Raw genomic sequence first — 26,493 nt, 5'->3', positions numbered from 1 at the left:
TCCCGCCAGCGCCGCCGGCGCGCTCGCGCCACAATGCCGGCATGCCTATGCGACACAGCAGCCCCGCCGGCCCCGGTCCGCGCGCCCACACCGTGGTGGACAGCCCGCTGGGCCCGCTCACCCTCGTGGCCGAGGGCGTGGCGCTGGCCGGCCTCTACATGGCGGGCCAGCGCCACCGCCCGCCCCAGGAGTCCTTCGGTCCGCGCCGGGAGGGCCTGCTGGCGCCGGTGGCCGCGTGGCTGGAGGACTACTTCGCTGGGCGGCGCCCCGCCTTCACCGCTCCCCTGGCGCTGGCGGGCACCGACTTCCAGCGCGCGGTGTGGCGGGCGCTGCTGGCCATCCCCTACGGCGCCACCCGCACCTACGCCCAGTTGGCGGCCGATGTGGGCCGCCCGGCGGCGGTGCGGGCGGTGGGCGCGGCCAACGGCCGCAACCCCGTGGGCATCGTGGTGCCCTGCCACCGGGTGGTGGGCAGTGACGGCGACCTGACCGGTTACGGCGGCGGGCTGGAGAGCAAACGCTTCCTGCTGGAACTGGAGGGCGCCCCGGCGGTGCGGCGCCCGGTGGTGCGGCGCCGCGCCGGGGGCCGGGCCGCCGCCCGGGGCTAGTCCGCCGCGCCCAGGACGTCGATCAGCCGGGTGAGGCTGTCGGCGCCGCGGCCCTGCTCCACGGCCCGGCTAAACGCCGCCAGCACCGCCTGGGGCAGGGCGGTGTCCACCCCGGCCTCGGCGGCGGTGTCGGCGACGTGGGCCATGCTGGCCGCGCCCATGGTGATGCGGTCGACGTCGCCCACGTGGTGGGCGGCGTCGATGCGGGGGGCGTAGAAGTCCAGGAAGTAGCCCATGTCCAGGGTCTTGCGGGCGTGGGGCAGGAAGTCGGCGGCGCTGATGCCGTTGGCGCGGGCCACCGCCTGGGCGTGGACGTAGCCCACCAGCGCCGTCCAGAACATGTCCATGCCGATCTGGTAGTACAGGGCGGCCAGACCGGGGTCGGCGCCCAGGTAGTCCACCTCGGTGAGCACCTCCAGGGCGGCGCGGTGGGCCTCCACGGCCTCGGGTGGGCCGCTGTAGTAGGCGGTGGCGCCGGGGGTGGCGATGAGGGGCGGGGGCACCTGGACGCCGCCGGTGATGTGGGCGGCGCCGCGCTCGGCCAGGCGGGCGGCGGCGGCGCGGGCGCGCGCGGGGGTGTCGGAGGTGAGGTTGGCCAGTGTGCGCCCGGTCAGGTCGGCGTGGGCGGCCTGCTCCAGCACGGCGTCCAGGGCGTCGTAGTCGGTGAGGCTGAGCACGGTCAGCGGGTTGGCCTCCAGGGCCTGGGCGGGGGTGGCGGCGCGGTGGGCGCCGCGGGCGACCAGGTCGTCGGCGCGGGCGGGCGTGCGGTTCCACACGGTCACGGCGTAGCCGTGCTCCAGGTAGGCCGCCGCCATGGCGTGGCCCATGGGTCCCAGGCCGATGACGGTGACGGCGGGTGCGGGCGCGTTCATGGATGCTCCTAGAAAGAACGTTCTAATCAGGCAAGGGTGACGCTAGCACACCTCTAGAGTGAACGTTCTATTCAGTAGGATGGCGGTATGACTCCCCCGCACGCCGCCGGCACCCGCGAGCGCATCGTCCGGGCCACCTCCCGGCTGCTCCAGCGCCAGGGCTACACCGCCACCGGACTCAAGGAGATCTCCCGGGCCTCCCAGGCCACGCTCGGGTCGGTCTACCACTTCTTCCCCGGGGGCAAGCGCGAACTGGCGGTGGCGGCCATCCGCCACGGCGACGCCGAGTTCGCCGACCTGCTGGGCGAGGTGCTGGCCCGCCACGACGACCCCGCCGAGGCGGTGGCCGCCTGCGCCGAGGAGCTGGCGCGGGGCCTGCGCGAGTCGGACTGGCTGGACGGCTGCCCGGTGACCACCGCCGCCCTGGAGAGCGCCGGGCAACTGCCCGACATCCAGCGCGCCGCCGCCGAGGCGTTCGCCCACTGGCGCGCCCTGGTCGCCGACCGGCTGGCGACCGGCGGCCTGGCCCCCGAGCACGCCGCCGACCTGGCCCACACCGTGGTCAACACCCTGGAGGGGGCCGAGATGGCGGCCCAGGTCGCGCGCAGCGAGGAGCCGCTGCGCATCGCCGGGCGCCACCTGGCCCGCCTGGTGGACTCCTACCGCTAGCCGCCCCGCCCCGGTGCGGGGTCGGGGACCTCAGTCCAGGAAGCCGGCCAGAGCCGCCAGCACCTCCTGGGGCCGCTCCTCGGGCAGGTAGTGGCCGCAGTCGGCGATGGCGGCCACGCGCACGTCGGTGCCCGCGCCCGGTGCCCACCGCGCCAGGTCGGCGTGGTTGCCCCGCTCCCCGCCCAGCGCCAGCAGGGGCACGCGCACCGGGGTGTGGGCGCGGGAGTGGGCGATGTCGGTGCCAAACGCCTGGTACCAGGCGTTGCCCGCGCGGATCGCCTCGGGGTCGGCGTAGGCGCGGGCGTAGACGCGGCGCGCCCGCTCGTCCAGCGCGGCGGGGTCCGCGGCCAGGTAGTCGGCCAGCCAGTCCACCACCGCGCGCATGCCCTGCCCCGCCAGCAGCCGCTCGGGCAGGCCGCGCACCTGGTTGAGGGCGAACCACCACAGGAACGCGCCCTCGCGCCCGGCGGCGGGGGCGTTGGCCTGGTCGGGGTCGCCGGGCAGCAGCGGCATCGTGAGCCAGCCGGGGTGGGGGTGGGGCACGTCGAGCAGGGCCAGGCGCGCCACGGCGGCGGGGTGCTCCACGGCCAGGGCGTAGCCGACCATGGCGCCGATGTCGTGGCCCACCACGTGCACCGGGCCCAGGTCCAGGGCTTCGCACAGGGCGCGGATGTCGCCGGCCATCGTCTTCTTGTCGTAGCCGGCGGCGGGCTTGGCCGAGGCGCCCATGCCGCGCAGGTCCACGGCCAGGACGCGGTGGCGGCGGGCCAGGCCGGGCATGAGGCGGCGCCACTGCCACCAGGTCTGGGGCCAGCCGCCCAGCAGCAGCACGGGGGTGCCGGCGCCGCCCTCGACGTAGTGCAGGCGCACGGGTCCGGCGTCGGCGTGGCGGCTGGTGAAGCCGCCCTCCAGCGAGGTGGCCAGGGCGGCGTCGGAGAGGGGGTCGGCCAGCGGGTCGGGGTGGGGGGCGGGTGCGGCGGCGGCCATGGGGTCCTCAGGGGTCGGGTCGGGCGGTCCGGGGCGCGGACCGGGGAAAACCGAATGTACGAAAGTACGGGAAATTCGTATATTTGGTTGGTACGTGATCCTCGTACAGTTGGGCGGGGGTGTCAACCGCCGCCCCCGGCCGCCGCCACGGCAGCGGCGTACAGTGGCACCATGGCCGCGCTCCACCACCCCGACACCGCCGACATCGAGCTGGTCGACGTGCTCGCCGCCCTGGGCCACCCCGTGCGCATCCGCATCGCCCGCGCCCTGGCCTCCGGACAGGAGCGGTTCTGCGGCGAGGTGGTGCCCGAGGTCCCCAAGTCCTCCATGACCCACCACTGGCGCACCCTGCGCGAGAGCGGCGTCATCCGCCAGCGCCGCGACGGCCGCCGCCTCTACATCACCCTGCGCCGCGACGACCTGGAGTCCCGCTTCCCCGGCCTGCTCGACACCGTCCTGGCCGAGCCCGCCCGCACCGCCCGCGGCTGACACCCCCGCGCCCGCGCCCCGGCGCCCGCCCCCCTTCCGTCAGGAGCCCGGTTGTCCCTGCGCAGCGCCTTCGGCCGCCCCACCGCGCGCGGCGGCGTGCGCCTGCACCGCGGCCTGGCCGTCCCCCTGCCCGAGGGCGGCCGGCTGCGCGCCGATCGCGCCCACCCCGCCGACGCCCCCTCCGCCCCCCTCGTCCTGCTGCGCACCCCCTACGGCCGGCGCCCCCTGACCTGGCTGATGCGGCTGCTGGCCGAGCGCGGCTACCAGGCGCTGGCCGTCAGCCTGCGCGGCACCGGCGGCTCCAGCGGCCGCTTCACCGGCTGGCGGCTGCACCCCGGCGACACCGACGCCCTGCTGGAGTGGCTGCGCGCCCAGCCCTGGTTCCCCGGCGCCTTCGCCACCTGGGGCGCCAGCTTCCTGGGCTACGCCCAGTGGGAGATGGCGCGGCGCCCCGTGCCCGAGTGGCGGGCCGCCCTCATCCAGGACGCCCCGCCCGAGTTCTACGCCGGCGCCCTCTACCGGGGCGGCGCCTTCGCCTTGGGCGACTGGCTGCGGTGGGCCGACCAGACCCGCCGCGTCACCGGCGGGCGCACCGACCCGGGCACCTGGCGCGGCCTGCACGCCACCCGCGCCGCCGCCCGCCGCGCGCCCCGCGCCGCCGCGCACCTGCCCCTGGACCAAGCCGACCGCGCCGCCGCCGGGCGGCCCATCGCCTTCTTCCAGGAGTGGGTGGCCAACAGCGGGCCCGGCCCCGCCTGGGCGGCCTGCGACCATCGCGCCAACGCCGCCCACCTGCCGCCCCTGGTCCACCTGGCCGGCGGCTGGCACGACGTGTTCCTGCCGGGGGTGCTGGAGGGGTACGCGGCGCTGCGCGCGGCGGGACGCGACGTGCGGCTGCTGGTGGGGCCCTGGCCCCACGGGTGGGGGCTGTTCACGCCTGAGTACCGCGAGGCGGCCTTCGCCGTGCTCGACCACGCCCTGCGCGGCGCCGAGGCCCCGGCCCCGCCTGCGGTGCGGGTGTTCGTCACCGGCGCCGGGGGCTGGACCGACCTGCCCGACTGGCCCGGCGCCGGCGCCGCCCACCGCGCCTGGCACCTGCACCCCGGCGGGCGGCTGGACACCCGCCCGCCCGCCGCACCCGCCCCGCCCTCGCGCTTTTGCTACGACCCCGCCGACCCCACCCCCGCGCTGGGCGGGCCCGTCCTCTACGGCGGCGGCGCCCCCGACAGCCGCCCCCTGGCCCAGCGCCCCGACGTGCTGACCTTCACCGGTCCCCGCCTGGAGCGCGGCCTCACCGCCCGGGGCCGCCTCAGCGCCGCCGTGGCGGTGCGCGCCGACGGCCCCAGCGCCGACGTCTACGCGCGGCTGTGCGACGTGGACCCCCAGGGGGCCATGACCCACGTCAGCGACGGCATCGTGCGCCTGCCCCCCGCCGAGCCCGGCCGCGTGCGGGTGGCCGAGGTGGACATGTGGCCCCTGGCCCACCGCTTCGCCGCCGGGCACCGCCTGGCGCTGCTGCTGGCCGGGGGCGCCTTCCCCCGCTACGACCGCAACCTGGGCACCGGCCGGCGCTTGGGCACCCAGATGCGCCCCGTTGAGGTAGAGGTCCTGCACGACCCCGTCCGCCCCTCGGCGCTGCGGCTGCCCCTCACCGGCTCAGAGTGAGCGGGCGGGCGCCGGCGGGCACGCCCTCGCCGGTCGGGGACGCGGGGGCGGGGGTGTCGTCCTGAGCCGCGCGCCGCTCCAGCACGGTGGCGCAGAAGGCGCGCACCCGCGCGGTGCGGCACCGGCGGGGCCACACCAGCCCGTACTCCACCGGCGGCGCGTCGCGCAGCGGTACGAACGCCAGGCACGGGCGCGAGTGGTACTGGGCGGCGCGCAGCGCCGCCGGGGAGACGCCGCGCCCGGTGGCCACCAGGGCCAGCACCTCGGCCCAGGAGTCGGCGGCGGTGCCGTGGACCACGGTGCGCCCCTGGGGCGTGCGCGAGGGGTAGTGGTGCTCGCGCCAGTAGTCGGGGATGTCGCCCGACAGGGTCACCAGCGGGGTGCGGGCCAGGTCCTCCAAGGACACCGACGCCCGCCGGGCGAAGGGGTGGCGGTGGGGCACCAGCAGGGCGCGCGGCTCGGAGAACACCACCGGGCCGGCCTCCAGGTCGGGCTCGGCCACGGGGAACTCGGTGAGCTGCAGGTCCACCTGCCCGGCCCGTAGCGCGGCGAAGGGGTCGGTCAGCGGCACCTCGTGGACGCGCACCGCGCACTCGGGGTGGGCTTTGGTGAAGACCTCGGCGGCCTGGTACAGCAGGTCGCCGGCCCACTGGGAAGAGAAGCCCGCGTGCAGCTCACCGGTGAAGCCTTTGCCGGCGGCCACCGCCCGCGCCACCGCCTGGCGGACGCGCAGGTAGGCCGGGGCCAGGTCGTCGCGCAGCCGCGCGCCGGCCGGGGTCAGCGCCACCCGGCGGCTGGTGCGCTCGAACAGCTGCACGCCCAGCCGCCGCTCCAGCTTCTTGATGGTCTGGCTCACCCGGCCCTGGGCCAGGCCGAGCCGCTCGGCGGTGCGCCGAAAGTGCAGTTCCTCGGCCAAGACCAGGAACGCCTCGATCTCGTGCCGCTCCACATTACACTCCCGGCGTGATCGGTGAACGGGGCGCACCGATCATAGAGCAGGTCGATCTTGTTCCCCCCCGCGTCCCCCGACCAGCATGAAGCCATGGCACACGACAACGTCCTCTTCGACTACAGCCCCATCACCGAGCGCCCGCCGCTGAGCTGGCCGGGCGGCGCCAGGGTGGCCGTCTACGTCGGCCTCAACATCGAGCACTTCCTCATCGACCGCCCCTCCACCAGCATCTGGGCCGGAACCGCTGACCTGGTGCCCGACGCCCTCAACTACGGCTGGCGCGACTACGGCGCCCGGGTGGGGGTCTGGCGCATCATGGAGATCCTGGACCGCAACGGTGTGCGGGCCAGCGCACTGCTCAACTCCGACGTGGTCCACCACAACCCCCAGATCGTCAGGGCCGGGGTGGAACGCGGCTGGGCCTGGTTGGCGCACGGGCGCACCAACTCGATCCCGCAGGCGGGCATGGAGCCCGAGGAGGAGCGCGTTTTCCTCGCCGAGGTGGTCGACACCATCGCCGGCGCCACCGGGCGCCGCCCCCGCGGCTGGATGGGCCCCGGCCTCACCGAGACCTTCCACACCCCCGGCCTGCTCGCCGAACTGGGCCTGGACTACGTGCTGGACTGGACCAACGACGACCAGCCCTACCCGCTAAAGGTGCCCGGGCTGATCAGCGTCCCCTACAGCGTTGAGCTCAACGACCTGATGCTCTTCCCCCGGGGGCTGACCGGGCCGGAGTTCGTCCAGGTCGTCAAGGACCAGTTCGACCAGTTGCGCGCCGAGGCCCGCACCGGCGGGCGGGTGATGGCGCTGGCGCTGCACCCCTTCGTCACCGGCCAGGCGTTCCGCGCCAAGTACCTGGACCAGGCGCTGGCCTACCTCACCGCCCAGCCCGAGGCCTGGATCACCACCAGCGACGAGATCGCCGACCACTACAACCGCACCGCCAACCCCCACGCCTGAGCGCCCGGCGGGCGCGCCTAGGCGGCCAGCGCCGCCGCCAGGCAGGCCAGCGCCAGGGCCGAGGCGGCGGTGCGCAGGGCGTTCCAGCGCGTCCAGGGGCCGGCGAAGCGGCGGCGTACCGCAGCGGCGGCGGCCTCGTCGTCCTCGGCGGCGGCGCCCTCGCGCTCCAGGGCGTCGTTGAGGGGGACGTTGCGGGTCATCGTCACCACGACCACGCCCACCACCAGCACGAACGCCGCCGCGATCCACACCAGCGCCGGGCGCTGGGCCGGGGCCAGGTGCAGCAGGCCCGCCGCCGCCAGCGCCAGTGGCGAGCCGACGAACGCCACCGCGAACAGCGGGTTGAGGATCGCGGTGTTCATCGCCCGCATCGCCGACACGAACACCCGGTCGCCGCAGCGGGCCAGCCCCGGCATCACCGCGATCTGGAAGGCGAAGAACAGCCCGGCGAACCAGCCCGTGGCCACCATCGCCGCCACCAGCACACCGGTGCGCGCCACCTCAGCCACGGCCGGCCTCCGCCGGCTCGCCCGCCGACGCCCAGGCCCCCGCCGCGGCGGCGCGGGCGGCGTAGTCGGCGAAGTCGCGCGGCTCGCGCCCCAGCGCCTCGCGCACCCCGCCGCCCAGGTGGGCGTTGCGCCCGTCCAGGATCTCGGTGAACACCCCGGTCAGCGGGCGGGCCAGCTCCTCGGGCGCACCCCCGGCGACCATGGCCGCGACGTACTCCTGCGGATCCAGCGCCCGGTAGGCCACCGGGCGGCCGGTGACGGCACTGATCTCGGCCAGCGCCTGGGTGAAGGTGAGCAGGCGCGGCCCGGTCACCTCATAGACGCGGCCGGTGTGGCCCTCCTCCAGCAGGGCCGCGGCGGCGACGTCGGCCACGTCCTGGGCGTCGACGAAGGGCTCGGGCACGTCGGCGGCGGGCATCGCGAGTTCGCCCGCGCGCACCTGCTCCACCATGAAGTCCTCACTGAAGTTCTGCGCGAAGAACGCGGCGCGCACCACCGTCCAGGGCACCCCGGCCGCGCGCATCGCCTCCTCGCTGCGCAGCGCGCCCTCCTCGTTGCGCCCGGCCAGCAGCACCAGGCGGCCCACCCCTGAGTCGGCGGCGCGGTGGGCGAAGCGGCCGATGACCTCGGCGGCGCCGGGGAACCCGGCGTCGGGAGAGTAGGCCACGTAGGCCGAGCCGGCGCCGGCCAGCACCGCCGGCCAGGTGGACTCGTCGGTCCAGTCGAAGGGCGGGGTGCCCGAGCGCGAGCCGATGGCCACGGCGGCCCCCGCCGCCCGCAGGGCGGCGGCGACGCGGCGGCCGGTCTTGCCGGTGCCGCCCAGGACCAGGACGGGGCGGTCCGGGGCGGGCCCGGCGGTGTCGGATGGGGTGGAAGTCGTCGTCATGTCCCCCAGTCAAGCGGGTCAGGCCGCCGCGGCGACATGGCGCACCCGCTCACCGCCATACGCGCGCGTCTAAGCTTGCGGCCATGGACCCCTTGGCCGGCCTGCTCGACGGCCCCCGTGCGCGCGGGGCGTTCCTGCTGCGCGTGGCGGTGGACCCGCCCTGGTCCATCCGCGTGGCCGACCGCGCGCCGCTGTCGCTGGTGGCGGTCGTGCACGGGCGCGCCCACCTGCGCGCCGCCGGTACCGCGCCCCAGGACCTGGGGCCGGGTGACGTGGCGCTGCTGCGCGGCCCCCACCCCTACACCTTCGCCGACTCCCCCGACACCCCCGTGCGGGTGGTCATCGGCCCCCAGGGGCCCCACACCTCCGCCCAGCACTGCGCCGCCGCCGACGGCGGCCCCCTGGCCGAGACCACGTGGCTGGGCACGCGCACCTGGGGCACCAACCCCCAGGGCGCGGCGCGGCTGCTGGTGGGCACCTACAACCTGGGCACCGAGGTGGGCCGGCGCATCCTCACCGCGCTGCCGCCGGCGGTGGTGCTGGGCGCCGGGGCGTGGCGCTCGCCGCTGGTGGGGGTGCTGGACGAGGAGATCGACCGCGACGAGCCCGGCCAGGAGGTCGTGCTGGACCGGCTGCTGGACCTGCTGCTGATCTCGGCGGTGCGCGCCTGGTTCTCCCGGCCCGCGCCCGAGGCCCCGGCCTGGTACCGCGCCCAGGGCGACCCGGTGGTGGGCCCGGCGCTGCGGCTGCTGCACGAGGAGCCCGCCCGCCCCTGGACGGTGGCCGACCTGGCGGCGCGCACGGGGGTCTCGCGCGCCACCCTGGCCCGCCGCTTCGCCGAGGTGGTGGGCGAACCGCCGATGGCCTACCTCACCGGGTGGCGCCTGGCGCTGGCCGCCGACCTGCTGCGCGAACCCGAGGTCACGGTCACCGCCGTCGCGCGCCGGGTGGGCTATGCCACCCCCTTCGCGCTGAGCGCGGCGTTCAAGCGCCGCTACGGGGTCAGCCCCCAGCAGCACCGCCGCGCCCACGCCCCCGAGCCCGACACCGCCCCCGACGTCGAGGCGGCTCCCCAACCGGTGCCCTAGGCGCCCGGCACGGGGCGGTGGTGCGGGGCCGCGCACGGTGGGCCTGGTGCGCCGGCGCTACCCCGTGCCGGGCGGCGCCCCGCCGCCCTCAGAGGTGCTTTGAGGGGTGCCCGGCGGCGCCGCCCAGCAGGTGGGCGTTCTCCTGGTAGACGGCTCTGAGCGCGACGCGGCTGAACCGCCAGCCCTCGCCGGTGCGCACCGCCTCGTTGTCGTAGAAGCCCACGACCAGCCACCGGTTGGGGCCGCCCTGGGCGGCCTCCTCGGGCAGCCAGTGCTCGGCGCGCACGTGGGCGCGGGCCCGCGCCCGGTCGCCGTCGAGGTCGATGACGTGGCCGGTGATGGCGTGGTGGGTGGCGGCGAACGGCGCGAAGGAGCGGCGCAGGACCTCGGCGTAGGCGTCCAGCGGCGTCTGCGTCGGCGGGATGCCCGCGACCGAGGAGAAGTCGACGGTGAAGGGGTCGGTGTGCACCAGGCGGGGCAGGGCGTCGAAGTCCCCGGTGTCGGCGATGTCGGCGTAGCGGCCGAAGAGTTCGATGATGTCGGCGCGGTCGGCGTGCGGTGTCATGCGCGGGTCTCCTCGGGGTCGTGGTGGGTGGGCGGCCGCCGGTGGGGGCGGGGGTCGCGGCAGGCGGGTCACAGGGGGAAGGCGGTGCCGGTCAGCTCCTCCGAGACGCGCCACAGCCGCCGGGCGGTGTCGGCGTCGCGGGCCGATGCCGCGCGGCGGGCCGGGGCGGGCGCCCCGCGCATGCCCATCAGGCGCCGGGGGCCGATGTAGCCGCCCGAGGGGACCTCGGCGACGGCGGCGCACAGCGTGGGCAGCGCCCCGGCCCGGGCGCTGTGGGCCACCGCGCCCATCAGCGCCTTCTCCAGCCGGAACCGCAGGGTGCGGCCGCCCGCCTCGTTCACCAGGTTGGTCGCCGCGATGCCCGGGTGGGCCGCGGTCGAGACCACCGGCGAGGCGGCCGCCGCCAGGCGCCGGCTCAGCTCGTCGGCGAACAGCAGGTTGGCGAGCTTGGACTGGGCGTAGGCCGGGTAGGCGCGGTAGCCGCGCCGGTGCCAGTTCAGGTCGGCGAAGTCGATCGACCCCATGAGGTGGGCCAGCGAGGAGACGGTGACGACGCGGCCGCGCAGGCGGGGCAGCAGCAGGTTGGTCAGCGCGAAGTGGCCCAGGTGGTTGGTGCCGAACTGCCGCTCGAAGCCGTCGGCGGTGCGCGCCAGTGAGGGGACCGTGACGCCGGCGTTGTTGACCAGCAGGTCGAGGGGGTCGGTGAAGTCGCGGGCGAACGCGCGCACCGAGGCGAGGTCGGCCAGGTCGAGCCGGCGCACCTCGGTGTGCCCGGCCATGGCGGCGGCCGCGGCGCGGCCCTTCCGCTCGTCGCGCACGGCCAGGACGACGCGGGCGCCGCGCTCGGCCAGCGCCGCGGCGGTGGCGCGGCCGATGCCGCTGTTGGCGCCGGTGACGACGACGGTGCGTCCGGTCATGTCCGGGATGTCGCCGAGGGTGAAGGAGGTCATGACCGCAAAGTAGTCACTGACAACAATGTTGTCAACGGATACATTGGGGGATGAGGGCGGTACGATGCGGGCCATGCCCCACCAGACGGAGGAACGCAGGTATCACCACGGCGGACTGCGCGCCGCCCTGCTGGAGGCCGCCGAACGCAGCGTCCGCGACCACGGGGTGGCCCAGCTTTCGCTGCGCGACCTGGCCCGGGAGGTCGGCGTCAGCCACGCGGCGCCGCGCCGGCACTTCGCCGACCGCCAGGAGCTGCTCACCGCCCTGGCCGAGGTCGGCTTCGCCCGGTTGGGCCAGGACATCCGCGGCGCGCTGGCCGAGACCCCCGACGAGTTCTGCGCGCGACTGCGCGGCGCGGCGTCGGCGTTCGCCCACTTCGCGACCGGCAACCCCGCGCTGCTGGAGTTGATGAACTCCACCAAGCACCACCCCGAGGCGCCGGGCGTGGCCCGCGCCTCCGATGAGGCGTTCGCGCCGATCCTCGCGCTGATCAGCGAGGGGCAGCAGCGGGGCCTCCTGAGGGAGGGGGATCCTCAGGAGGCCGGGCTCATCCTGTTCGCCACCGTCAACGGCATCACCACCCTGGTCAACACGGGCCTGGTCCCCGCCGGCCGGCTCGACCACCTCATCGCCACCGCCGTCGACCTGTTCCTGCGCGGCTCGGCACCGTGAGACCGGCCGCCGGCCGGGCCCACGGTGCCGAGCCGGAGGTGCCGGGCGTGCGCGGCGCCGCGGTGCCGCCCCGGGCGATCGGCCGGGGCCGCGCCCTACTCGCCGGGGTAGACCACGCCCACCCGCGCCCGCACCTCGTCCAGCACCCGGGCGATACGCAGGCTCTCGTCCCAGCTCATCAGCGGGCTCTCCAGCTCACCGGCGCGCAGCCGCGCCTGCACCTCCGCCGCCTCGTACTCGAACCCGTTGGCGATGTGGGGGAAGGCCATCTCCTCCGACTCCGCGCCGGCGCGGTGCAGCACCAGCCCTGTGGGGCAGTACCAGTCGGCCAGTTCGATGCTGCCCGAGGTGCCCACAATGGCGGCGCGGCGGGGGATGTGCGCCTGCACCGAGCAGCCCAGCAGGCCCAGGGCGCCGCCGGCGCCGGTGAGCACCACGGCCACCTGGGCGTCCACCCCGGTGGGCGCCGGCGTGGCGCGCGCCTCCACCCCGGTGATCTCGCCGAGGAACTCGCCGGCCAGCGCCACCGGGTAGACGCCCACGTCCAGCAGGGCGCCCCCGGCCAGGGCGGGGTCGAACAGCCGACTGCGGGGGTCGTAGGGCACGCTGCCGCCGATGGTGGCGCTGACCATGCGCACCTCGCCGATGGCGCCCTCGGCGACCAGTTCGCGCACCCGCACCATCGCCGGGGCGAAGCGGGTCCACATCGCCTCCATCAGGAAGCGCCCGGCGCCGCGCGCGGCCTGGACCATCTGCTCGGCTTGGGCGGCGTTGACGGCCAGCGGCTTCTCGCACAGCACGTGCCGGCCGGCCTCCAGGCACAGTACGGCGGCGTCGCGGTGGACGCTGTGGGGGGTGGCGACGTAGACGACGTCGACCCCGGGGTCGGCGGCCAGGTCGGCGTAGGAGGCGTGGGCGCGGGGGATGTCCCAGGTGCGGGCGAACTCCGCGGCGGTGGCGGCGCCGCGCGAGCCCACGGCGGCCACCTGGGCGTCGGGCAGGGCGCGCAGGCCGGTCATGAACCGGTGGGCGATGGCGCCGGTGCCCAGGACGCCCCAGCGCACGGGGGCGGCGGGGGCGGCGGGCGCACCGGGGCGGGGGGAGGGGTGGGTGGTGTCGTGTGTCACCGCAGCAGCCTAGGACAGCCCCCGTTCGCCGGTGCGGGGTGGAGCCCGCACCACCCCCCTTCGAGGGGCGCGGGCCCCTGCGCCGGCGGCCGCGCGGTGGAAGCCTTGAGGTCATGAACGCACTGCTGCGGCGCCTGGGCGCCGACACCCGCTACACCCTGCTGTCGCTGCCGTTGTCGGTGGTGGCCTTCTGCCTGCTGGTCACGGGCCTCGCGCTGGGGGCGGGCACCCTGGTGGTGGTGCTGGGGCTGCTCGTGCTGGCGCTGACGCTGCTGGTGGCCCGAGGGTTCGCGGCGGTGGACCGCGCCATGGCCGCCGAGGCGCTGGGGCTGCCGCTGCCGGCCGTGGCGCACCGCGCGGCCCCGGCCGGGGCCGGGGCGTGGCGGCGGCTGATGGCGCCGCTGCTGTGCGGGCAGAGCTGGCTGGACGCGCTGGGGGTCCTGCTGCGGTTCCCGGTTGCGGTGGCGACCTTCTGCCTGGCCGTGGCGTGGTGGGCGGTGGCCCTGGCCGGGCTCGCCTTCCCGCTGTACTCCTGGGCGCTGCCCGACGGCCCCGGCGTCCGGGGGCTGGCCGAGCTGACGGGCCTGGGGTCGGGCGAGGCCGTGGAGATGGCCGTCAACGTCGGCCTGGGCGCCTTCGCGGCGGTGACGCTGCCGGCGCTGATGCGGGTGCTGGCCCACGTCACCGCCGGCTTCGGCCGGGCGCTGGTGCTGCCCTCCCCCGCCGCCGCCCCGGCTGCCCGCCCCGTCGCGTGGGCGGGACACCCCGGCACCCCCGCGCCGGACTTCACCGCCGCGCGGTGAGCCCCGGGGCGGGGACCGGGGCAGCGGCCGGGCGGCCCCTCGGCGGCGACTCAGGCGTCGTGGACGACCGTGTTCTGGCAGGCGGTGAGCAGCCAGCGGCCGTCCTCCTTGGTCATCACGAACAGCGGCGTGCCCTCGCTGTCCAGTTCGGGCTCGCCCCGGCGCCTGGTGTAGTAGCGCTGGCGGACCTTGACGGCGGCCACGTCGGGGCGCAGGAACAGCACGTGGGCGACCTCGAAGGTGACCGATCCGTCCCGGCCGAAGGCCCCGGGCAGGACCTGGCGGGTGAACGCGGCGATGGCGTCGCGGCCGACCAGGAGCTTGCCGTGGCCGGTGGTCCACACCGCGTCGGCGCGGAACAGGCCGATGAACTCCTCGGGAAGCTCGTTGTTCTGGGCGTGCTCGACGGCGGCGACGACCTCGGTGAGCGCGGCGATGTCGGCGTCGCGGGCGGGTGCGGCGGCGGTGGCGGTGACTGCGTTGTCCATGGCGGCCAGCCTTCCGCCTCAACCAAGGTTGAGGTCAACCGGCGCCTGGTGTGGCGGGCGACACCGTGCGCCCGCCCTCCCGTCGCGGTCGCGCGCTTCCCCGGCTCAGCCGGGGCGCCCCGGGCGCGCGGCGTCGGTCACCAGGGCGGCCAGGCGGCGCCCGGCCTCGGCGTCGAGAGGGGCGTGGCCGACCAGCATCCGGTACCACAGGGTGCCGTAGACGACATCGACGAGCAGGTCCAGGTCGGCACCGGCGTCGACCTCGCCGCGCGCCCGGGCGCGCTCCAGCAGACCGCGCAGCGCGGCGCGGCGGCTGGCCAGGAACCGCTCGCGAAACGCCTGGGCGAAGGCGGGGTCCAGTACTGACTGGGCCATGAGCCCGGTCAGCACGCCGTGCTGCCCGCTCTGGCTGAAGGTGGCGGCGAGGAAGGCGTCCAGATCGGCCCGCAGCGAGCCCTCGTCGGGCACGGCGATGCGCTCGGCGGCCGTCTCCAGCAGCGCGTCCAGCACCACGTCGGCCTTGGAGGGCCACCAGCGGTAGATGGTCTGCTTGCCCGCGCCCGCGCGGGCGGCGATGCCCTCCACGGTCAGCGCGGCATACCCGCGCTCCCCCAGTTCCGCCAGCGCCGCCCGCAGGATGGCCGCCCGCGCGGCCGCACTGCGCGGTCGCCCCGTCATGGGTTCAGCGTAACGGCCACCCGCTCACCGGCCCGTCCCCCGGCGGGCGGGCATCGGTCCTGATGGGGGTGGCCGGGGTGGGTGAGGTGGCGCCGAGGGCGGCGGGTGGCCGAGGCGTGCGACGCGGCGGCGACGGCGGGTGGCCACCGGACCGTGCGGGGGGCGCGGGCCGTACGCGTGGCGGAGTTACCCCTGCCCGTTGTCCCGTCCGCCGCGCCGAGGGCGCAGGGCGCGCAGCGCCGCGCCGACTGCGGCGACGCCCTCGGTGATCTCGGTGGCGGTCCGGGCGCCGTAGCCCAGGACCAGGCCCGGAGGCTGAGGGCGCTGGGTGTGCCAGGACAGCGGCTGGACCTTCACCCCGCGCTCCAGGCAGGCCGAGGCCAGCGCGGTGTCGGCCGCCCCGGGCGGCAGCGTGACCAGCAGGTGCAGGCCCGCCGCGGCCCCGTGCACGGCGGCGTCGGGCAGGTGGGCGGCCAGGGCCGCGACCATGGCGTCGCGGCGGCGCCGGTGGCGGCGCCGCACCGTCCGCAAGTGGCGCTCCAGGTCGCCGGAGTCCATCAGGTGGGCCAGCACCAGTTGCGGCAGCACCGCGCTGCCCAGGTCGGCGAACCGCTTGGCGGCCACCGCCGCCGCGTGCAGCCGGGGCGGTACCAGCAGCCAGCCCAGTCGCAGCGCCGGCGCCAGCAGCTTGGAGACGCTGCCGGTGTAGCAGGTGCTCTCGGGCAGCACCGAGCGCAGCGCCGGCGCCGGCGGGCGGCCGTAGCGGTGCTCGGCGTCGTAGTCGTCCTCCACGACGATCCCGCCGCCGCGCGCCCACCGGGCCAGCGCGCCGCGCCGCGCGGCGCTGAGCACCACCCCGGTGGGGAACTGGTGGGCCGGGGTGAGCACCGCCGCCCCCACCCCCGACTCCGCCAGCGCGGTGGCCGACACACCCTCGGCGTCCACCGGCAGGGGCGCCACCGCCATGCCCGCGCGGGCCAGGTGCTGGCGCACCCCCAGGGAGCCGGGGTCCTCCACGCCCACCCGCCTCACCCCCTCCTCCCCCAGCACCTGGGCGACCAGGCCCAGCGCCTGGGCGACCCCCGAGACCACGATCACCTCGCCCGGATCGGCGCGCACCCCACGGTTGCGGGCCAGCCAGCGCACCACGGCCGCACGCAGCGCCGGGGCGCCGCGCGGGTCGCCATAGCCCAGGTCGGCCGCCGACAAGCGGGCCAGCACCGCGCGTTCGGCGCGCAGCCAGGCCGCGCGGGGGAACGCCGCCAGGTCGGGCACGCCCGGGGTGAGGTCGATGCGCGCCGGGGCGCCGCGCAGCCGCTCGAACACCGCGCCGTCGGGCTCGCCCGCGAAGGGGTCGGCCGGCTGCGCGGCCTCGGGCGGCGGGGCGGGCGCGGGCGCGGCGGCGCCCGTGGTGGGGGGTGCGGCCACCACGACGGTGCCGGCCCGGCCGCGCCCGGCGACGTGGCCGTCCTCCACCAGCCGCTGGTAGGCGGCGGTCACCACGCCGCGTGAGAGGCGCAGGTCGGCGGCCAGCACCCGGGTGGGGGGCAGGCGGGCGCCCACCGGCAGCCGGCCGTCGCCGATGGCCGCGCGCAGCCGCTCGGCCAGCCAGTCGGCGCGCCCGCCCCGGGGCGCCTGGGCGGGGTCCAGTTGCAGGAAGTCGGCCCCCGACGGCGTGGACCCCTCACCCTCCTCCGGCCCGGTCGCTTCGGGGACGACCTCCTCCGGGACGTCCCCCTCCGGTTTGGCCCCCTCATTTGGTGCGCATTTGGACCTGTTCATTGGTCCATAGTGCCAGCACAGTGGTGATCGCCCGGCCGCCCAACGCGTCCGGGCACCACGCGACCAGGACGGTAAAGGGGGCGATCGCGATGGCGGTCGACTACGTGCACGGCTACTCCGACCACGAGGCCCGGCGGCTGGGCGACCAGGCCGACACCCTGGCCGGCCTCCTCCACGAGGGCACCGCCTACCCGCCCGGCAGCCGTGTGCTGGAGGCGGGCTGCGGGGTGGGCGCCCAGACCGCGCACCTGCTCGCCCGCAGCCCCGGCATCGACCTCACCGCCCTGGACCGCTCGGCGGTGTCGCTGCGCCGGGCCCGCGAGCGCGTGGCGGCCGCCGCCCCGGGCGCGCGCGTGCGCTGGTGCCGGGCCGACCTGTTCGACCCGCCCTTCCCCGACGCCGCCTTCGACCACGTCTTCGTCTGCTTCGTCCTGGAGCACGTGGCCGACCCGCGCGGCGCGCTGGCGGCGCTGGCCCGGGTGCTGCGCCCGGGCGGCACCCTCACCGTCATCGAGGGCGACCACGGGTCGGCGGTCTTCCACCCGCCCAGCCCCCGCGCCGAGGCGGTGGTGGCCGCCCAGGCGCGCCTCCAGGCGGCGGCCGGGGGCGACGCGCTGATCGGGCGCCGGCTCCAGCCGCTGTTGGCCGGCGCCGGCTTCGCCGAGGTGGCGGTGCGCCCGCGCACCGTCTACGCCGACGCCACCCGTCCCGCCCTGGTCAACGGGTTCGTGCGCGGCACGTTCACGCCGGTGATGGCGGCGGTGCGCGAGCCGGTGCTGGCCGAGGGCCGGCTGAGCGCGGCCGAGTTCGACGGCGGCGTGGCCGACCTGCTGCGCACCGCCGAGGACGGCGGCACGTTCCACTACACCTTCTTCAAGGCGGTGGCCCGCGCGCCCCGCCGCGGCTGAAACGCGTCCGGCGCCGGGGCCGAACCCGGCGCCGGGGCGCGGCCTCAGAAGGCGAAGACCTCGAACGTCACGGCGGGCCGGCCGCCGAAGCGCGCGGCGGCGCCGCCGGTGGTCTGGGCCAAAAACTCCCGAGCGTAGGTCTCGGGGTCGGTGTCGGTGAGGGCCTCGATGTAGGCGCGGTGCTCCAGCAGCGAGCGCACCGCCTGCTCCATGCCCGGTTCGGCGGCCACGGCGTGGGTGGGCCGGGGCGAGGCGGCCACCGCCACCCACCGCACGCCCTCCCACGGCTCCAGGCCGGATTCGGCCAGGTCGGGGAAGATCCACCGGTTGCCGGCGTCGGCCACGGCGTCCAGCACCGCGCGGCCCACCGCCTTGTGGTCGGGGCTGTTCCAGAAGGTGCCGCCGAAGGTGTCGCGGTGGTTGAGGGTGATGACCAGTTCGGGGCGGTGGCGGCGGATGGCGGCGGCCATGTCGCGGCGCAGCGCGGGACCGTACTCCAGGACGCCGTCGGGGTGGTCGAGGAACTCCACCGAGGAGACCCCCACCACGGCGGCGCTGGCGCGCTGCTCGCGCTCGCGCAGCGGGGCCGCCTTCTCCGGTTCCAGGGTGGCGATCCCGGCCTCGCCGCGGGTGGCCAGGACGTAGGCGACCTCGCGGCCCTGGGCGGTCCACTGGGCGATCGCCGAGGCGGCGCCGTACTCCAGGTCGTCGGGGTGGGCGACGATCGCCAGGGCGCGCTGCCAGTCGGCGGGCATCGGGGCGAGCTGGTCGGTCACAAAGGTCCTTTCCGTCGCGGTCCGGCGGGCCGGCGGTGGGGCGCCGCGCGGCACCGGCGCCAGCCTAGCCCGGGTCGGCGGCGGGCTCAGGTGCCCGGCGCGCCGGTGCCGGCGGGGGCCAGGTCCGCGATCACGCCGGCGAGGTGGTCGGCGTAGGGGCGCAGCGCGGGGGCGAGGTCGGCCCAGTGGTCGGGGTGCTCGCCGCGGTAGGCGGCGCGGGCGCGCGCCAGCACGGGCCGGTGCCGGGCGGGCAGGCGCTCCAGCGCCCAGGCGGCGGCGCCGTCCTTGGAGCGGATCTCGCCGGTGGCCAGGGTGGTCCACACCCGGGCCAGGGTGAGGACGGCGTTGCGGGTGTCCTCCTCCAGGTCGGCCAGCAGGTCGGGCACTCCGGCGGCCAGGGCGCGGCGCAGGTCGGCGCGGGGCACGGGGTCGAGCAGGGCGGCGGGCGGGGGGCCGTGGAGGGGGCGGCCGTGGCTCAGTACCAGGGCGGTCAGCGGCGCCAGGTCGGGGTCGGGCCGGGGGTCGGGGACGTGGCCGCGCTCGTAGTCGGCGCGCAGCCACTCCCCGTACTGGAACTCCTGGAGCGGCGGATAGCGCCAGGGGCGGGCGTGGGCGGCGGCCACGACGGTGACCTCCACGGGGCGGGCCGGTGTGCCGGAGAGGGGCATGAGCCCGGCGACCAGGGCGCGGCGCTCGGGGCGGGTGGTGGGCCGGTCGACCACGGCGAACACGTCGATGTCACTGTGGGGGCCCAGCCCGCCCAGTACGGCCGAGCCGTGCAGGTAGGCGCCTGCCAGGGCACCGCCCAGCACGCCGTGCAGCACCTCCACCGCCTGGCGGGCCTGGCCTGGAGGCGGCACGGGCTCCACGGGCTGCCCCTTTCGGTCCGGGTGCGGGCGCTCGGCTGGGGAGTGTAGGGCGGCGGGGCCGGCGAGGGCCACCGGTTTTCCCACTTGACGCCACTCCGGGTGTAGTACTACATTGAGACCACTTCAACCGCAGTACAACAATTGGGGTCGATCCTATGCGCAAACTCGTCTACTTCATCGCCGCCAGCCTCGACGGGTTCATCGCCGGCCCCGACGGCGCCGACCCCACCGGCCCCGACGGCTTCTGGCCCATCCCCCAGGACTACGCCGCCTACCTCACGGCCGAGTACCCCGAGACCCTGCCCGCCCCGGCCCGCGCCGCCCTGGGCGTCACCGACCCGGGCACCCACTTCGACACCGTGGTGGAGGGCCGCAACAGCTACGAGGTGGGCCTGGCGGCCGGCATCGCCAACGCCTACCCCCACCTGCGCCACGTGGTGTTCTCCTCCTCCCTGCGCGCCGACCCCGACTCCGGGGTCGAGGTCGTGGCCGGCGACCCGGTGGCCGCCGTGCGCGACCTCAAGGCGCAGCAGGGCAAGGACATCTGGCTGGTGGGCGGCGGCGCCCTGGCCGGGTCCCTCTACGGCGAGATCGACCGGCTGGTCGTGAAGCTGTCGGCCATGACCATCGGGGCCGGGGTGCCCCTGTTCGGCCGCAAGGCCGGCTTCGAGCCGCGGATGTGGCACCTGGCCCACCACCGCGTCCTCGACAGCGGCGCGGCCTTCCTCACCTACGACCGCGCCGCCGGCTGACACGCGCGCGGGCGGGCCGGCGCGCCGGCCCGCCCGCACCGGGGCGCGGCGCTCAGGCGGCGCGCCGGCGCACCTTGACCACGGTGTCCACCCGGGTGGACTCCCCCTCGGCGCCGGTGTAGGCGTGCTCGTACTCCTCGCACGCCAGCACCTCCCACTCCCCCTCGGCCAGTTCCAGGACCGCCAGGTCCTCCTCGGCCGTGGGCAGCACCACGTGCGCCTCGGCCAGGTGGTGCTGGTGGGCGTTGCGCGAGTGGCCCACCACCAGCAGCACCCCGCCCGGCGCCACCGCCTCGGCGGCGCGGCGCAGGACGGCCTCGCGGGGCAGGCCCCCGTGGGCGTGCAGGAAGTGCGCCGAGACCAGGTCGAACCGCCCCTCGGGGAACTCCGCGCCCAGGTCGCGGCGCAGCAACTCCACGCGGTCGGCCACCCCGGCCGCGCGCACGTGGGCGGCGGCGCGCTCCAGGGCCACCCGGGAGATGTCCACCCCGGTCACCCGCCACCCCCGGCGGGCCAGCCAGATGGCGTCGCCGCCCTCGCCCGAGCCCAGGTCCAGGGCCGTGCCCGGGGGCAGGTCGGCGGCCTCGCGCACCAGGGCGGCGTTGGGCTCGCCGCTCCACAGGCGGTCGCTCTCGCGGTAGCGGGCGTCCCAGGTGGCCGCGTGGTCCTCGTCGGCGGCGGTGTGCTTGTGCATGGTCGGTGTCCTTCCGTCGTGCGGGGTCTGGGGGGCGGCGGGTGTCACAGGCCGTGCCGGGCGTCGCCCGCGACGCGCGCGGCGGCCGCGGCCTCGCCGCGCGCCGACAGCGGGTCGGCGCGGTAGGCGGCCAGGGCCGCCTCGGTGTCCTCCTCGACCAGGTCGGCGTTGATGGCCGCGCCGGCGCGCACGCCCGCCGCCGCCGAGCCGATGACCTGCTCGACCACGTTGGCGACGTTGCCGGCCACCCACACCCCGGGCACCCCGGTGGCGCCCATGGGGTCGGCGCTGACCTGGGTGCCCATCACGTGGCCCTCGCGTGCGACCTCGGTGACGGGCAGGTCCAGGCCGGCCGGGACGTCGGCGCGCGCCCGCCCCTGGGCGCCCACGGCCAGTGCCTGGCGGGCCACCACGCGGCCGTCGGCCAGGCGCACCCCGCTCAGGTGGTCGTCGTGGACCTCCACGGCGGCGATCTCGCCCTCGACCACGGTGATGCCGCGGGCGGCCAGCCGCTCGGCGTCGGCCGCGCCGACCTGGAGGGCGCCGTTGGTGAACAGCACCACGTCGGCACTCCACTGCCGCCACAGCAGGGCCTGGTGCACCGAGAGCGGGCCGGTGGCCACCACGCCGATGGCCTGGTCGCGCACCTCGTAGCCGTGGCAGTAGGGGCAGTGCAGGACGTCGCGGCCCCAGCGCTCGGCCAGGCCGGCGATGGGCGGCAGTTCGTCCACCAGGCCGGTGGCCACCAGCAGCCGCCGCGCGCCCACCGCCGCACCGCCCGCCACGGCCACGGTGAAGCCGCCCTCGGGGCGGCGCCGGACCTCCTCCACCCGGCCGGCCACCACCTCGCCGCCGTAGGCGGCGACCTCGGCGCGGCCCTTGGCCAGGAACCGGGCGGGCGGGCGGCCCTCGCTGCCCAGGTAGACGTGGATGCCCTCGGCCGGGGCGTTGCGCGGCTGCCCGGCGTCGACCACCAGGACCGAGCGCCGCGCCCTTGCCAGGGCCACGGCGCCCGCCAGTCCGGCGGCGCCGCCGCCCACCACGACCACGTCGTATTCGGCGCCGTCGACGTCGCCCGCCGGGCGCGGCCCCGCCTCCGCGTTAATGTTCATCGTGTCGCTCCTCCTTCATGCCGGTGCGCTGAACGCATATTCGGCGGCGGCGCGCGCTTCTGACAAATGCCGTTGCCGTTTCCGCAAAACCCGCCGGTTCCGGCCGCCGCCCCGCGAACCGCGGGGCCGCCGCCGCGCGTCCAACCGTGCGAGTCCCACTCGGGGGAGGGTGCGCATGCGGAGGTTCCGGATCACGCTCGGGCTGGTCCTGTTCGGGCTGGCGGGGGCAGGGGGCGCGTTCGCCTGGTACCTGGTCGCCGACACCGACGGCCTGCTCGCCGCCCTGGCGCTGTGGGTCGCGGCGGGGTTCTTCGCCTGGACGGGCGTGCGGGCCCTGCTGGGGAGGATCGCGCCGCCCGAGGTCCCGGCCGTCCGGCCCCCGGCCACGCCCTCCGCCTCAGCCGCCCCCGCCGCTCCCGGGGCGTCCCGGCCGTCGGCGCCCCCCGCATCGCCGGTGCCCGCGCCCGCGCCCCCGCCCGGGGTGCCGCCGGGCTCCTGGGAGGTCATGGCGGCCGCGGGGCAGGCCGCCGCGGGCGCGGGCAGGGTCATGACCCGCACCCTGGTGGTGCTGGCCATGGCCCTGCTGGTGCCGGTGACGCTGGGCCTGCTCATCGGCGGGATCGTCATGCTGGTCCGGGGCGAGGTCCTGAACGCCGTCGGAGCGCTGGCGGTGGGCGGCTGGCTCGGCTGGTACTGCGCGTTCCCCCTGCGCGCGCACTGGCACGACGCCGACGAGGACCCGCCGGCGGGCGAGGCGGAGGCCGCGCCGGGTGAGGGTGGGGCGGCGCCGGCGGGCGCACGCGCGGCGGGCGCGGTGGCGATGACCCCTCCCCCGCCCGGCCTCTCCCTGCCCGAGGAGGCGCTCCTGCTGGCCCACCACCGCTACGGCGACGTCCACGACTACGACCAGGCCGCGGTCGTGGGCGCGGTCGCGGAACTGGGCGAGCTGGCGCTGCGCCGCCGACTGCGGGTCGGCCCCCTGCGCCGGCGCGTACTGGGCGTGCCGGTCCACTTCCGGGTGGGCCTGATCCACCTGCTGGACCCCACCCCCACCGGCCTGCCCTGGGCCGACGCCGTCCTGGCCGACCTGGCGCACATGGCGGCCTCCCCGCGTCGCCCCCGCCCGAAGCCGGTGCCGCTGAACGCGTGGCTGCGGCGGCGCCGCCACGACGCCCTCTTCCTGCACCGGCGAACGCTGGTGGCGCGCCACCTGCTGTTCCGCAGCACCGGCACCCGACCTGGGCAGGAGGAGCGCCACTACCCCGACGTCGCCGTGCGCGCCTGGCTGGCCGGCCGGCTCCGGGGCGTCGCCGAGGAGCGGATCCCCATGGACGAGCGCTCCCTGCTCCTGCTGGACTTCCTGGAAGGCGCCGGCCTGGCCGAGGAGCTGGGGCGGACCACGCGCCAGCGGATCACCCACGCCCGGGGCGGCGGCGCGGTGGCGGGGCTGCCCGCCGACATCCGCGACACCGGCAGGGTGCTGGCCCTGCACATCCCCTCCCCCCGCCGCGAAGGCGGCGAGGTGGTGGGCGGCGATGACGGCGGCGACGGCGGAGGAGGGGGCGACGGCGGAGGCGGCGGAGGCGAGTAGCCCCGCCCCGGCCGCCGCACCGTGCCGCCCCTGGGCGGGGCGCCTCAGCGGGCGGCGAGCGACCGGCCGACCTCGCGGGCGCCGGCCAGGGCGCGGGCGTGCTCCTGCTCGGCGAGGTCCTTGAGGTCCTCCATGCCCGGGGTGGTCGCGGCCAGGGTCAGTTCGCGCTTGATGACGGTCAGCTCGGCCTGCCAGATGTCGGCCAGGACGCGGCGCAGGTAGGGGGTGGAGTGGTCCCAGCCCTCGCGGGGGGCGCCGGGGCCGTAGCCGCCGCCCAGGGTGGTGGCCAGCACGGTGGGGGTCCCCTTCAGCAGCGGGGTGGCGGGGCCGGCGCCCGCGATCACCAGGTCCACCCAGGTCTTGAAGTGCTGGGAGACGCCGTAGTTGTACAGCGGCACGGCCAGGATCGCGGCATCGGCCCGCTGGAGTTCGGCGGCCAGGTCGGCCGCCAGGGCCAGCGCCCGGCGCTGGGCCGGGCTGCGGTCCTCCTCGGCGGTGGCGGCGCCGGTGGTGGCCGCGGCCCAGGCGTCGGCGGGCAGCGGGTCGGTGCCCAGGTGGCGGCGGCCCACTCGGCCTCGGCCAGGTCGGCGATCTCGGCGCTGCCGGAGGTGGCGGGCAGGATGCTGGCGTCCAGTCGGAACAGGTTCACGGGTCTTCTTTCCCCACGGGTGGCGGGTGACGCGGTCGCGGCGGTCGCCGCACCCCCAGCATAAGCGGACTTCACCCCGCTTTTGTTCCCCGGGATAGATTGACCGGGTGACTGTGCCCCTGGAGCCCTTCGGCAAGCCGCGCGGCGAACGCGCCGACGCCGCGCGCAACCGCGAGCGCCTGCTGGAGGCGGCCCGCGCGATGATCGCCGAGCAGGGCACGCGCCACGTGACCATGGACGCCCTGGCCGAGCGCGCGGGGCTGGGCAAGGGCACCGTCTTCCGCCGCTTCGGCAGCCGCGCCGGCATCTTCCAGGCCCTCCTGGACGACGACGAGCGCCGCTTCCAGGAGCGCGTGCTGTCCGGACCGCCGCCGCTGGGCCCCGGCGCCGACCCCGCCCAGCGCCTGGATGCCTACGGCTGCGCCCGCATCCCCTTCCTCCTGGAGCACCACGCCATCGCCCGGGCCGCCGTGGACCGCACCCTGCCGGTGCCGGCGGGCGCGGCCAGCATGACCCAGCCCCACATCCGCATGCTCCTGGGCCAGGCCGGCCTGCCCCCCGCCCATCTGGACGGCCTGGCCGTGCAGTTGACCGCCGCGCTGGAGGGTCCGCTGCTGCTGTACCTGTCGGTCGAGGAGGTCCCCGAACCCCCCGCGCCGGAGGCGCCCCACCTCCTGGTCGAGGGCTGGCGGTTCCTCATCGGGCGCCTCCTGGCGGGCTGACCGCCCCGCCCGGCCCCGCGCCAAGCGCGCTCGGGCCAAAAGCCCGCGCCGGGCCCCCGCCATCCCCTTTGATGGAGGGGCCGGGGTTCCACCGCTTGAGGGGGTGCTGATGACCGACCGCAGCGACGCGATCGAATCGGACGCGATCGAATCGATGGAGCAGTTGGCGGCGGTGTGGCGGGCCGTGCTGCTGGACCGCGACCCCGGCGCCGACGTGCGCGACCTTTCCGGCATCGCCGCGCGGTGGGCCGACTCCCGGTTCGTGTTCTGGAACTGCCTCACCCTCACCGACGTCGGCGCCGGGGTCGACCTGCTGCGAACCCGCCTGGACCAGGCGGCCGCCCTCATGCGCGCCAAGAACCGCCCCGGCTTCCTGTGGCTGTTCGAGGACCTCCTCGACGCCCAGGCGCGCGCGGCCGCGCCCGCCGCCGCCGAGGACGCGGGCCTGGCCCTCGCCTTCTCCGGGACCGGCATGGCCGCCGACCTCCCGCCCCTGCCCGAGCCCGCACACCCCGACCTCGTCTTCGCGCGCGTGGCGACCGAGGACCACCTGCGGGCCTACGCCGACCTCAACTCCCGCGCCTACGGGTTCGACCAGGCCGAGGGCCGTGACGGACTGCTGGGCTCCACGCTGTGGACCACCCGCGCTTACGCCTACCTGGGGCTGCGCGCAGGTGTCCCGGTGACGTGCGCGGCGGCGGTGGAGGCCGAGGGCCGGCTGTTCGTCGCGCTCGTGGCCACCGACCCCCAGTGGCAGCGCCGCGGCTACGGTGAGGCCGTGACCCGCAAGGCGCTCTACGAGGGCGCCCGCGCCACCGGCCTGGCGCGCGCCACCCTGCACGCCACCGCGGCCGGGGCGCCCGTCTACCCCCGCATCGGGTTCACCCCGAACTCGCCGGTGCGCTTCTACGGCCTCAAGGTGTGAGGGACCGCCGCCTCAGCGGCGCGGCGGCGGCGCGCCCGGCGTCGCGCGTGCGGGGTAGAGGCCGACTGCTGCCACGGGCGGCAGCGGGTCGGGCTCGGGCGCACCCGCCCGGAAGGACCGCAGCAGCAGGGCCACCAGGCGGCGGGAGGCGGCGGCCGCGGCCTCGGGAGACTCGGCGGTGATCCCGCGGTTGGCCATCAGCGCCAGCGAGAGGTCGGCCCGGCTGAAGTCGGGGCGCAGCGCCCCGGCGGCCTTGGCGCGCCGCACCACCGCGGCGACCTTCTCCTCCATGCGCGCGCGGGAGTCCTCGAACGCGCTCCCGCCGGCCGTCGCGGTCGTCAGCAGGGCGGCGGTGAACCCGCGGTCGGTGGCCTGCGCCGCGCAGACCAGTTCGAGAAAGGCGGAGAATCCGCGCCAGGGGTCGGGGTCGGCCAGCGCGTCCTCGACCGCGCCGGTGCAGGCGGCCATCTCGTCGGCGAAGACCTCGGCCAGCAGCGCGTCGCGGGTGGGGAACCGCCGATAGAGGGTGGCCACCCCCACCCCCGCGCGCCGCGCGACGGCGGCCACGGGCGCGTCCAGGCCGCGCTCGGCGAACACCTCGCGGGCGGCCCGCAGGACGCGCAGGCGGTTGTGCGCGGCGTCTGCGCGCAGCGCCGGGGCGGGCGCGGGTGCGGCACCGGCCGCCCGGTGCGGCAACCGAGAGGATCGGGCGCGGGTGTCTCTCACATCGGCCTCTTTTCC

The 26,493-nt window shown here is 77.0% G+C and carries 30 protein-coding genes; 13 read left to right on the top strand and 17 right to left on the bottom strand.

The features are described from left to right. Nucleotides 1-41: 41 nt before the first annotated feature. Nucleotides 42-608 (top strand): methylated-DNA--[protein]-cysteine S-methyltransferase, encoded by a 567-nt coding sequence (locus LG943_RS03470; RefSeq protein WP_270070689.1) that lies wholly within the window; start codon nucleotides 42-44, stop codon nucleotides 606-608. Here the strand turns inward: LG943_RS03470 and LG943_RS03465 are convergent. Further along, the gene (locus LG943_RS03465; protein WP_270070688.1) at nucleotides 605-1,480 is read right to left on the bottom strand and encodes an NAD(P)-dependent oxidoreductase; all 876 of its coding nucleotides are present in this window, start codon (nucleotides 1,478-1,480) and stop codon (nucleotides 605-607) included. The two genes, LG943_RS03470 and LG943_RS03465, sit on opposite strands and share 4 nt — an antisense overlap. An 87-nt stretch (nucleotides 1,481-1,567) precedes the next feature. On the opposite strand from LG943_RS03465, the gene LG943_RS03460 reads away from it, so the two are divergent. Then, nucleotides 1,568-2,149: a TetR/AcrR family transcriptional regulator gene (locus LG943_RS03460; RefSeq protein ID WP_270070687.1), complete on the top strand. Its 582-nt coding sequence runs from the start codon at nucleotides 1,568-1,570 to the stop codon at nucleotides 2,147-2,149. Between the two features lie 30 nt (nucleotides 2,150-2,179). Here the strand turns inward: LG943_RS03460 and LG943_RS03455 are convergent, their stop codons facing one another. Next, on the bottom strand, nucleotides 2,180-3,136 hold the full coding sequence (locus LG943_RS03455; RefSeq protein ID WP_270070686.1) for an alpha/beta fold hydrolase: 957 nt from the start codon (nucleotides 3,134-3,136) through the stop codon (nucleotides 2,180-2,182). A 171-nt stretch (nucleotides 3,137-3,307) separates the two neighbouring features. Between LG943_RS03455 and LG943_RS03450 the strand changes: the two genes are divergently transcribed. Together LG943_RS03450 and LG943_RS03445 are read left to right on the top strand one after the other, a co-directional pair. Then, on the top strand, nucleotides 3,308-3,625 hold the full coding sequence (locus LG943_RS03450) for an ArsR/SmtB family transcription factor (RefSeq protein ID WP_270070685.1): 318 nt from the start codon (nucleotides 3,308-3,310) through the stop codon (nucleotides 3,623-3,625). Nucleotides 3,626-3,676: 51 nt separating this feature from the next. After that, the gene (locus LG943_RS03445; protein ID WP_270070684.1) at nucleotides 3,677-5,290 is read left to right on the top strand and encodes a CocE/NonD family hydrolase; all 1,614 of its coding nucleotides are present in this window, start codon (nucleotides 3,677-3,679) and stop codon (nucleotides 5,288-5,290) included. Here the strand turns inward: LG943_RS03445 and LG943_RS03440 are convergent. Then, nucleotides 5,274-6,239, bottom strand: a complete 966-nt coding sequence (locus LG943_RS03440) for a LysR family transcriptional regulator (protein WP_270070683.1) — start codon at nucleotides 6,237-6,239, stop codon at nucleotides 5,274-5,276. The two genes, LG943_RS03445 and LG943_RS03440, sit on opposite strands and share 17 nt — an antisense overlap. Before the next feature lie 93 nt (nucleotides 6,240-6,332). Here LG943_RS03440 and LG943_RS03435 point away from each other — a divergent pair, with 93 nt between their 5' ends. After that, nucleotides 6,333-7,205, top strand: coding sequence for a polysaccharide deacetylase family protein (locus LG943_RS03435; RefSeq protein ID WP_270070682.1), 873 nt, complete (start codon nucleotides 6,333-6,335; stop codon nucleotides 7,203-7,205). Nucleotides 7,206-7,222: 17 nt separating this feature from the next. Here the strand turns inward: LG943_RS03435 and LG943_RS03430 are convergent, their stop codons facing one another. Together LG943_RS03430 and LG943_RS03425 are read right to left on the bottom strand one after the other, a co-directional pair. Continuing rightward, the gene (locus LG943_RS03430) at nucleotides 7,223-7,714 is read right to left on the bottom strand and encodes an anthrone oxygenase family protein (RefSeq protein WP_270070681.1); all 492 of its coding nucleotides are present in this window, start codon (nucleotides 7,712-7,714) and stop codon (nucleotides 7,223-7,225) included. After that, on the bottom strand, nucleotides 7,707-8,600 hold the full coding sequence (locus LG943_RS03425; protein ID WP_270070680.1) for an NmrA family NAD(P)-binding protein: 894 nt from the start codon (nucleotides 8,598-8,600) through the stop codon (nucleotides 7,707-7,709). The genes LG943_RS03430 and LG943_RS03425 overlap by 8 nt, the downstream gene beginning before the upstream one ends. An 83-nt stretch (nucleotides 8,601-8,683) precedes the next feature. Between LG943_RS03425 and LG943_RS03420 the strand changes: the two genes are divergently transcribed. Beyond that, entirely contained in the window at nucleotides 8,684-9,688 is a 1,005-nt protein-coding gene (locus tag LG943_RS03420) for an AraC family transcriptional regulator (RefSeq protein WP_270070679.1), read from the top strand. 88 nt (nucleotides 9,689-9,776) lie between these two features. Here LG943_RS03420 and LG943_RS03415 read toward each other — a convergent pair whose 3' ends face one another. Then, on the bottom strand, nucleotides 9,777-10,253 hold the full coding sequence (locus LG943_RS03415) for a nuclear transport factor 2 family protein (RefSeq protein ID WP_270070678.1): 477 nt from the start codon (nucleotides 10,251-10,253) through the stop codon (nucleotides 9,777-9,779). Between the two features lie 68 nt (nucleotides 10,254-10,321). Then, nucleotides 10,322-11,203 (bottom strand): oxidoreductase, encoded by an 882-nt coding sequence (locus LG943_RS03410; RefSeq protein ID WP_270070677.1) that lies wholly within the window; start codon nucleotides 11,201-11,203, stop codon nucleotides 10,322-10,324. A 73-nt stretch (nucleotides 11,204-11,276) separates the two neighbouring features. On the opposite strand from LG943_RS03410, the gene LG943_RS03405 reads away from it, so the two are divergent. After that, nucleotides 11,277-11,876: a TetR/AcrR family transcriptional regulator gene (locus LG943_RS03405; protein ID WP_270070676.1), complete on the top strand. Its 600-nt coding sequence runs from the start codon at nucleotides 11,277-11,279 to the stop codon at nucleotides 11,874-11,876. 95 nt (nucleotides 11,877-11,971) lie between these two features. Here LG943_RS03405 and LG943_RS03400 read toward each other — a convergent pair whose 3' ends face one another. Next, nucleotides 11,972-13,003: a Gfo/Idh/MocA family protein gene (locus LG943_RS03400; RefSeq protein WP_408648534.1), complete on the bottom strand. Its 1,032-nt coding sequence runs from the start codon at nucleotides 13,001-13,003 to the stop codon at nucleotides 11,972-11,974. A gap of 113 nt (nucleotides 13,004-13,116) precedes the next feature. Between LG943_RS03400 and LG943_RS03395 the strand changes: the two genes are divergently transcribed. Continuing rightward, nucleotides 13,117-13,806, top strand: coding sequence for a sensor domain-containing protein (locus LG943_RS03395; RefSeq protein WP_270070675.1), 690 nt, complete (start codon nucleotides 13,117-13,119; stop codon nucleotides 13,804-13,806). A gap of 50 nt (nucleotides 13,807-13,856) precedes the next feature. Here the strand turns inward: LG943_RS03395 and LG943_RS03390 are convergent, their stop codons facing one another. The 3 genes from LG943_RS03390 to pdxR form a co-directional block, all read right to left on the bottom strand. Next, nucleotides 13,857-14,294 carry an SgcJ/EcaC family oxidoreductase gene (locus LG943_RS03390; protein ID WP_270070674.1) on the bottom strand — a complete coding sequence of 146 codons (438 nt, stop codon included), beginning with the start codon at nucleotides 14,292-14,294 and terminating at the stop codon, nucleotides 13,857-13,859. A gap of 105 nt (nucleotides 14,295-14,399) precedes the next feature. Further along, nucleotides 14,400-14,972, bottom strand: a complete 573-nt coding sequence (locus tag LG943_RS03385) for a TetR/AcrR family transcriptional regulator (protein WP_270070673.1) — start codon at nucleotides 14,970-14,972, stop codon at nucleotides 14,400-14,402. 186 nt (nucleotides 14,973-15,158) lie between these two features. After that, complete coding sequence (gene pdxR, locus LG943_RS03380; protein ID WP_270070672.1) at nucleotides 15,159-16,754, bottom strand: MocR-like pyridoxine biosynthesis transcription factor PdxR; 1,596 nt, start codon at nucleotides 16,752-16,754, stop codon at nucleotides 15,159-15,161. Nucleotides 16,755-16,843: 89 nt separating this feature from the next. Between pdxR and LG943_RS03375 the strand changes: the two genes are divergently transcribed. Beyond that, nucleotides 16,844-17,662, top strand: coding sequence for a methyltransferase domain-containing protein (locus LG943_RS03375; protein WP_270070671.1), 819 nt, complete (start codon nucleotides 16,844-16,846; stop codon nucleotides 17,660-17,662). Nucleotides 17,663-17,706: 44 nt separating this feature from the next. On the opposite strand, the gene LG943_RS03370 is transcribed toward LG943_RS03375, so the two are convergent. Together LG943_RS03370 and LG943_RS03365 are read right to left on the bottom strand one after the other, a co-directional pair. Beyond that, nucleotides 17,707-18,438 (bottom strand): PIG-L deacetylase family protein, encoded by a 732-nt coding sequence (locus LG943_RS03370; protein ID WP_270070670.1) that lies wholly within the window; start codon nucleotides 18,436-18,438, stop codon nucleotides 17,707-17,709. Between the two features lie 86 nt (nucleotides 18,439-18,524). Beyond that, on the bottom strand, nucleotides 18,525-19,307 hold the full coding sequence (locus LG943_RS03365) for an aminoglycoside adenylyltransferase family protein (protein ID WP_270070669.1): 783 nt from the start codon (nucleotides 19,305-19,307) through the stop codon (nucleotides 18,525-18,527). A 155-nt stretch (nucleotides 19,308-19,462) separates the two neighbouring features. Between LG943_RS03365 and LG943_RS03360 the strand changes: the two genes are divergently transcribed. After that, a complete protein-coding gene (locus LG943_RS03360; protein ID WP_270070668.1) occupies nucleotides 19,463-20,059 on the top strand; it encodes a dihydrofolate reductase family protein in 597 nt (198 codons plus the stop codon). A 52-nt stretch (nucleotides 20,060-20,111) separates the two neighbouring features. Here LG943_RS03360 and LG943_RS03355 read toward each other — a convergent pair whose 3' ends face one another. Then, nucleotides 20,112-20,753 (bottom strand): SAM-dependent methyltransferase, encoded by a 642-nt coding sequence (locus LG943_RS03355; protein WP_270070667.1) that lies wholly within the window; start codon nucleotides 20,751-20,753, stop codon nucleotides 20,112-20,114. Nucleotides 20,754-20,797: 44 nt separating this feature from the next. Beyond that, nucleotides 20,798-21,865, bottom strand: a complete 1,068-nt coding sequence (locus LG943_RS03350) for an NAD(P)/FAD-dependent oxidoreductase (RefSeq protein ID WP_270070666.1) — start codon at nucleotides 21,863-21,865, stop codon at nucleotides 20,798-20,800. A 175-nt stretch (nucleotides 21,866-22,040) separates the two neighbouring features. Here LG943_RS03350 and LG943_RS03345 point away from each other — a divergent pair, with 175 nt between their 5' ends. Next, a complete protein-coding gene (locus LG943_RS03345) occupies nucleotides 22,041-23,456 on the top strand; it encodes a GPP34 family phosphoprotein (protein WP_270070665.1) in 1,416 nt (471 codons plus the stop codon). 44 nt (nucleotides 23,457-23,500) lie between these two features. On the opposite strand, the gene LG943_RS03340 is transcribed toward LG943_RS03345, so the two are convergent. Beyond that, a complete protein-coding gene (locus LG943_RS03340) occupies nucleotides 23,501-24,025 on the bottom strand; it encodes an NAD(P)H-dependent oxidoreductase (protein WP_270070664.1) in 525 nt (174 codons plus the stop codon). A gap of 187 nt (nucleotides 24,026-24,212) precedes the next feature. Here LG943_RS03340 and LG943_RS03335 point away from each other — a divergent pair, with 187 nt between their 5' ends. Next, entirely contained in the window at nucleotides 24,213-24,827 is a 615-nt protein-coding gene (locus LG943_RS03335; RefSeq protein ID WP_270070663.1) for a TetR/AcrR family transcriptional regulator, read from the top strand. Between the two features lie 109 nt (nucleotides 24,828-24,936). Next, nucleotides 24,937-25,752 (top strand): GNAT family N-acetyltransferase, encoded by an 816-nt coding sequence (locus tag LG943_RS03330; RefSeq protein WP_270070662.1) that lies wholly within the window; start codon nucleotides 24,937-24,939, stop codon nucleotides 25,750-25,752. A gap of 12 nt (nucleotides 25,753-25,764) precedes the next feature. Here LG943_RS03330 and LG943_RS03325 read toward each other — a convergent pair whose 3' ends face one another. Beyond that, complete coding sequence (locus tag LG943_RS03325) at nucleotides 25,765-26,478, bottom strand: TetR/AcrR family transcriptional regulator (protein ID WP_333486319.1); 714 nt, start codon at nucleotides 26,476-26,478, stop codon at nucleotides 25,765-25,767. Nucleotides 26,479-26,493: the final 15 nt, after the last annotated feature.

The organism is Streptomonospora mangrovi, from assembly GCF_027604915.1.
Lineage (GTDB): Bacteria > Actinomycetota > Actinomycetes > Streptosporangiales > Streptosporangiaceae > Streptomonospora > Streptomonospora mangrovi.
The sequence above is the reverse complement of the archived record's forward strand: the minus strand, read 5'-3'. Positions and strand labels throughout refer to the sequence as shown.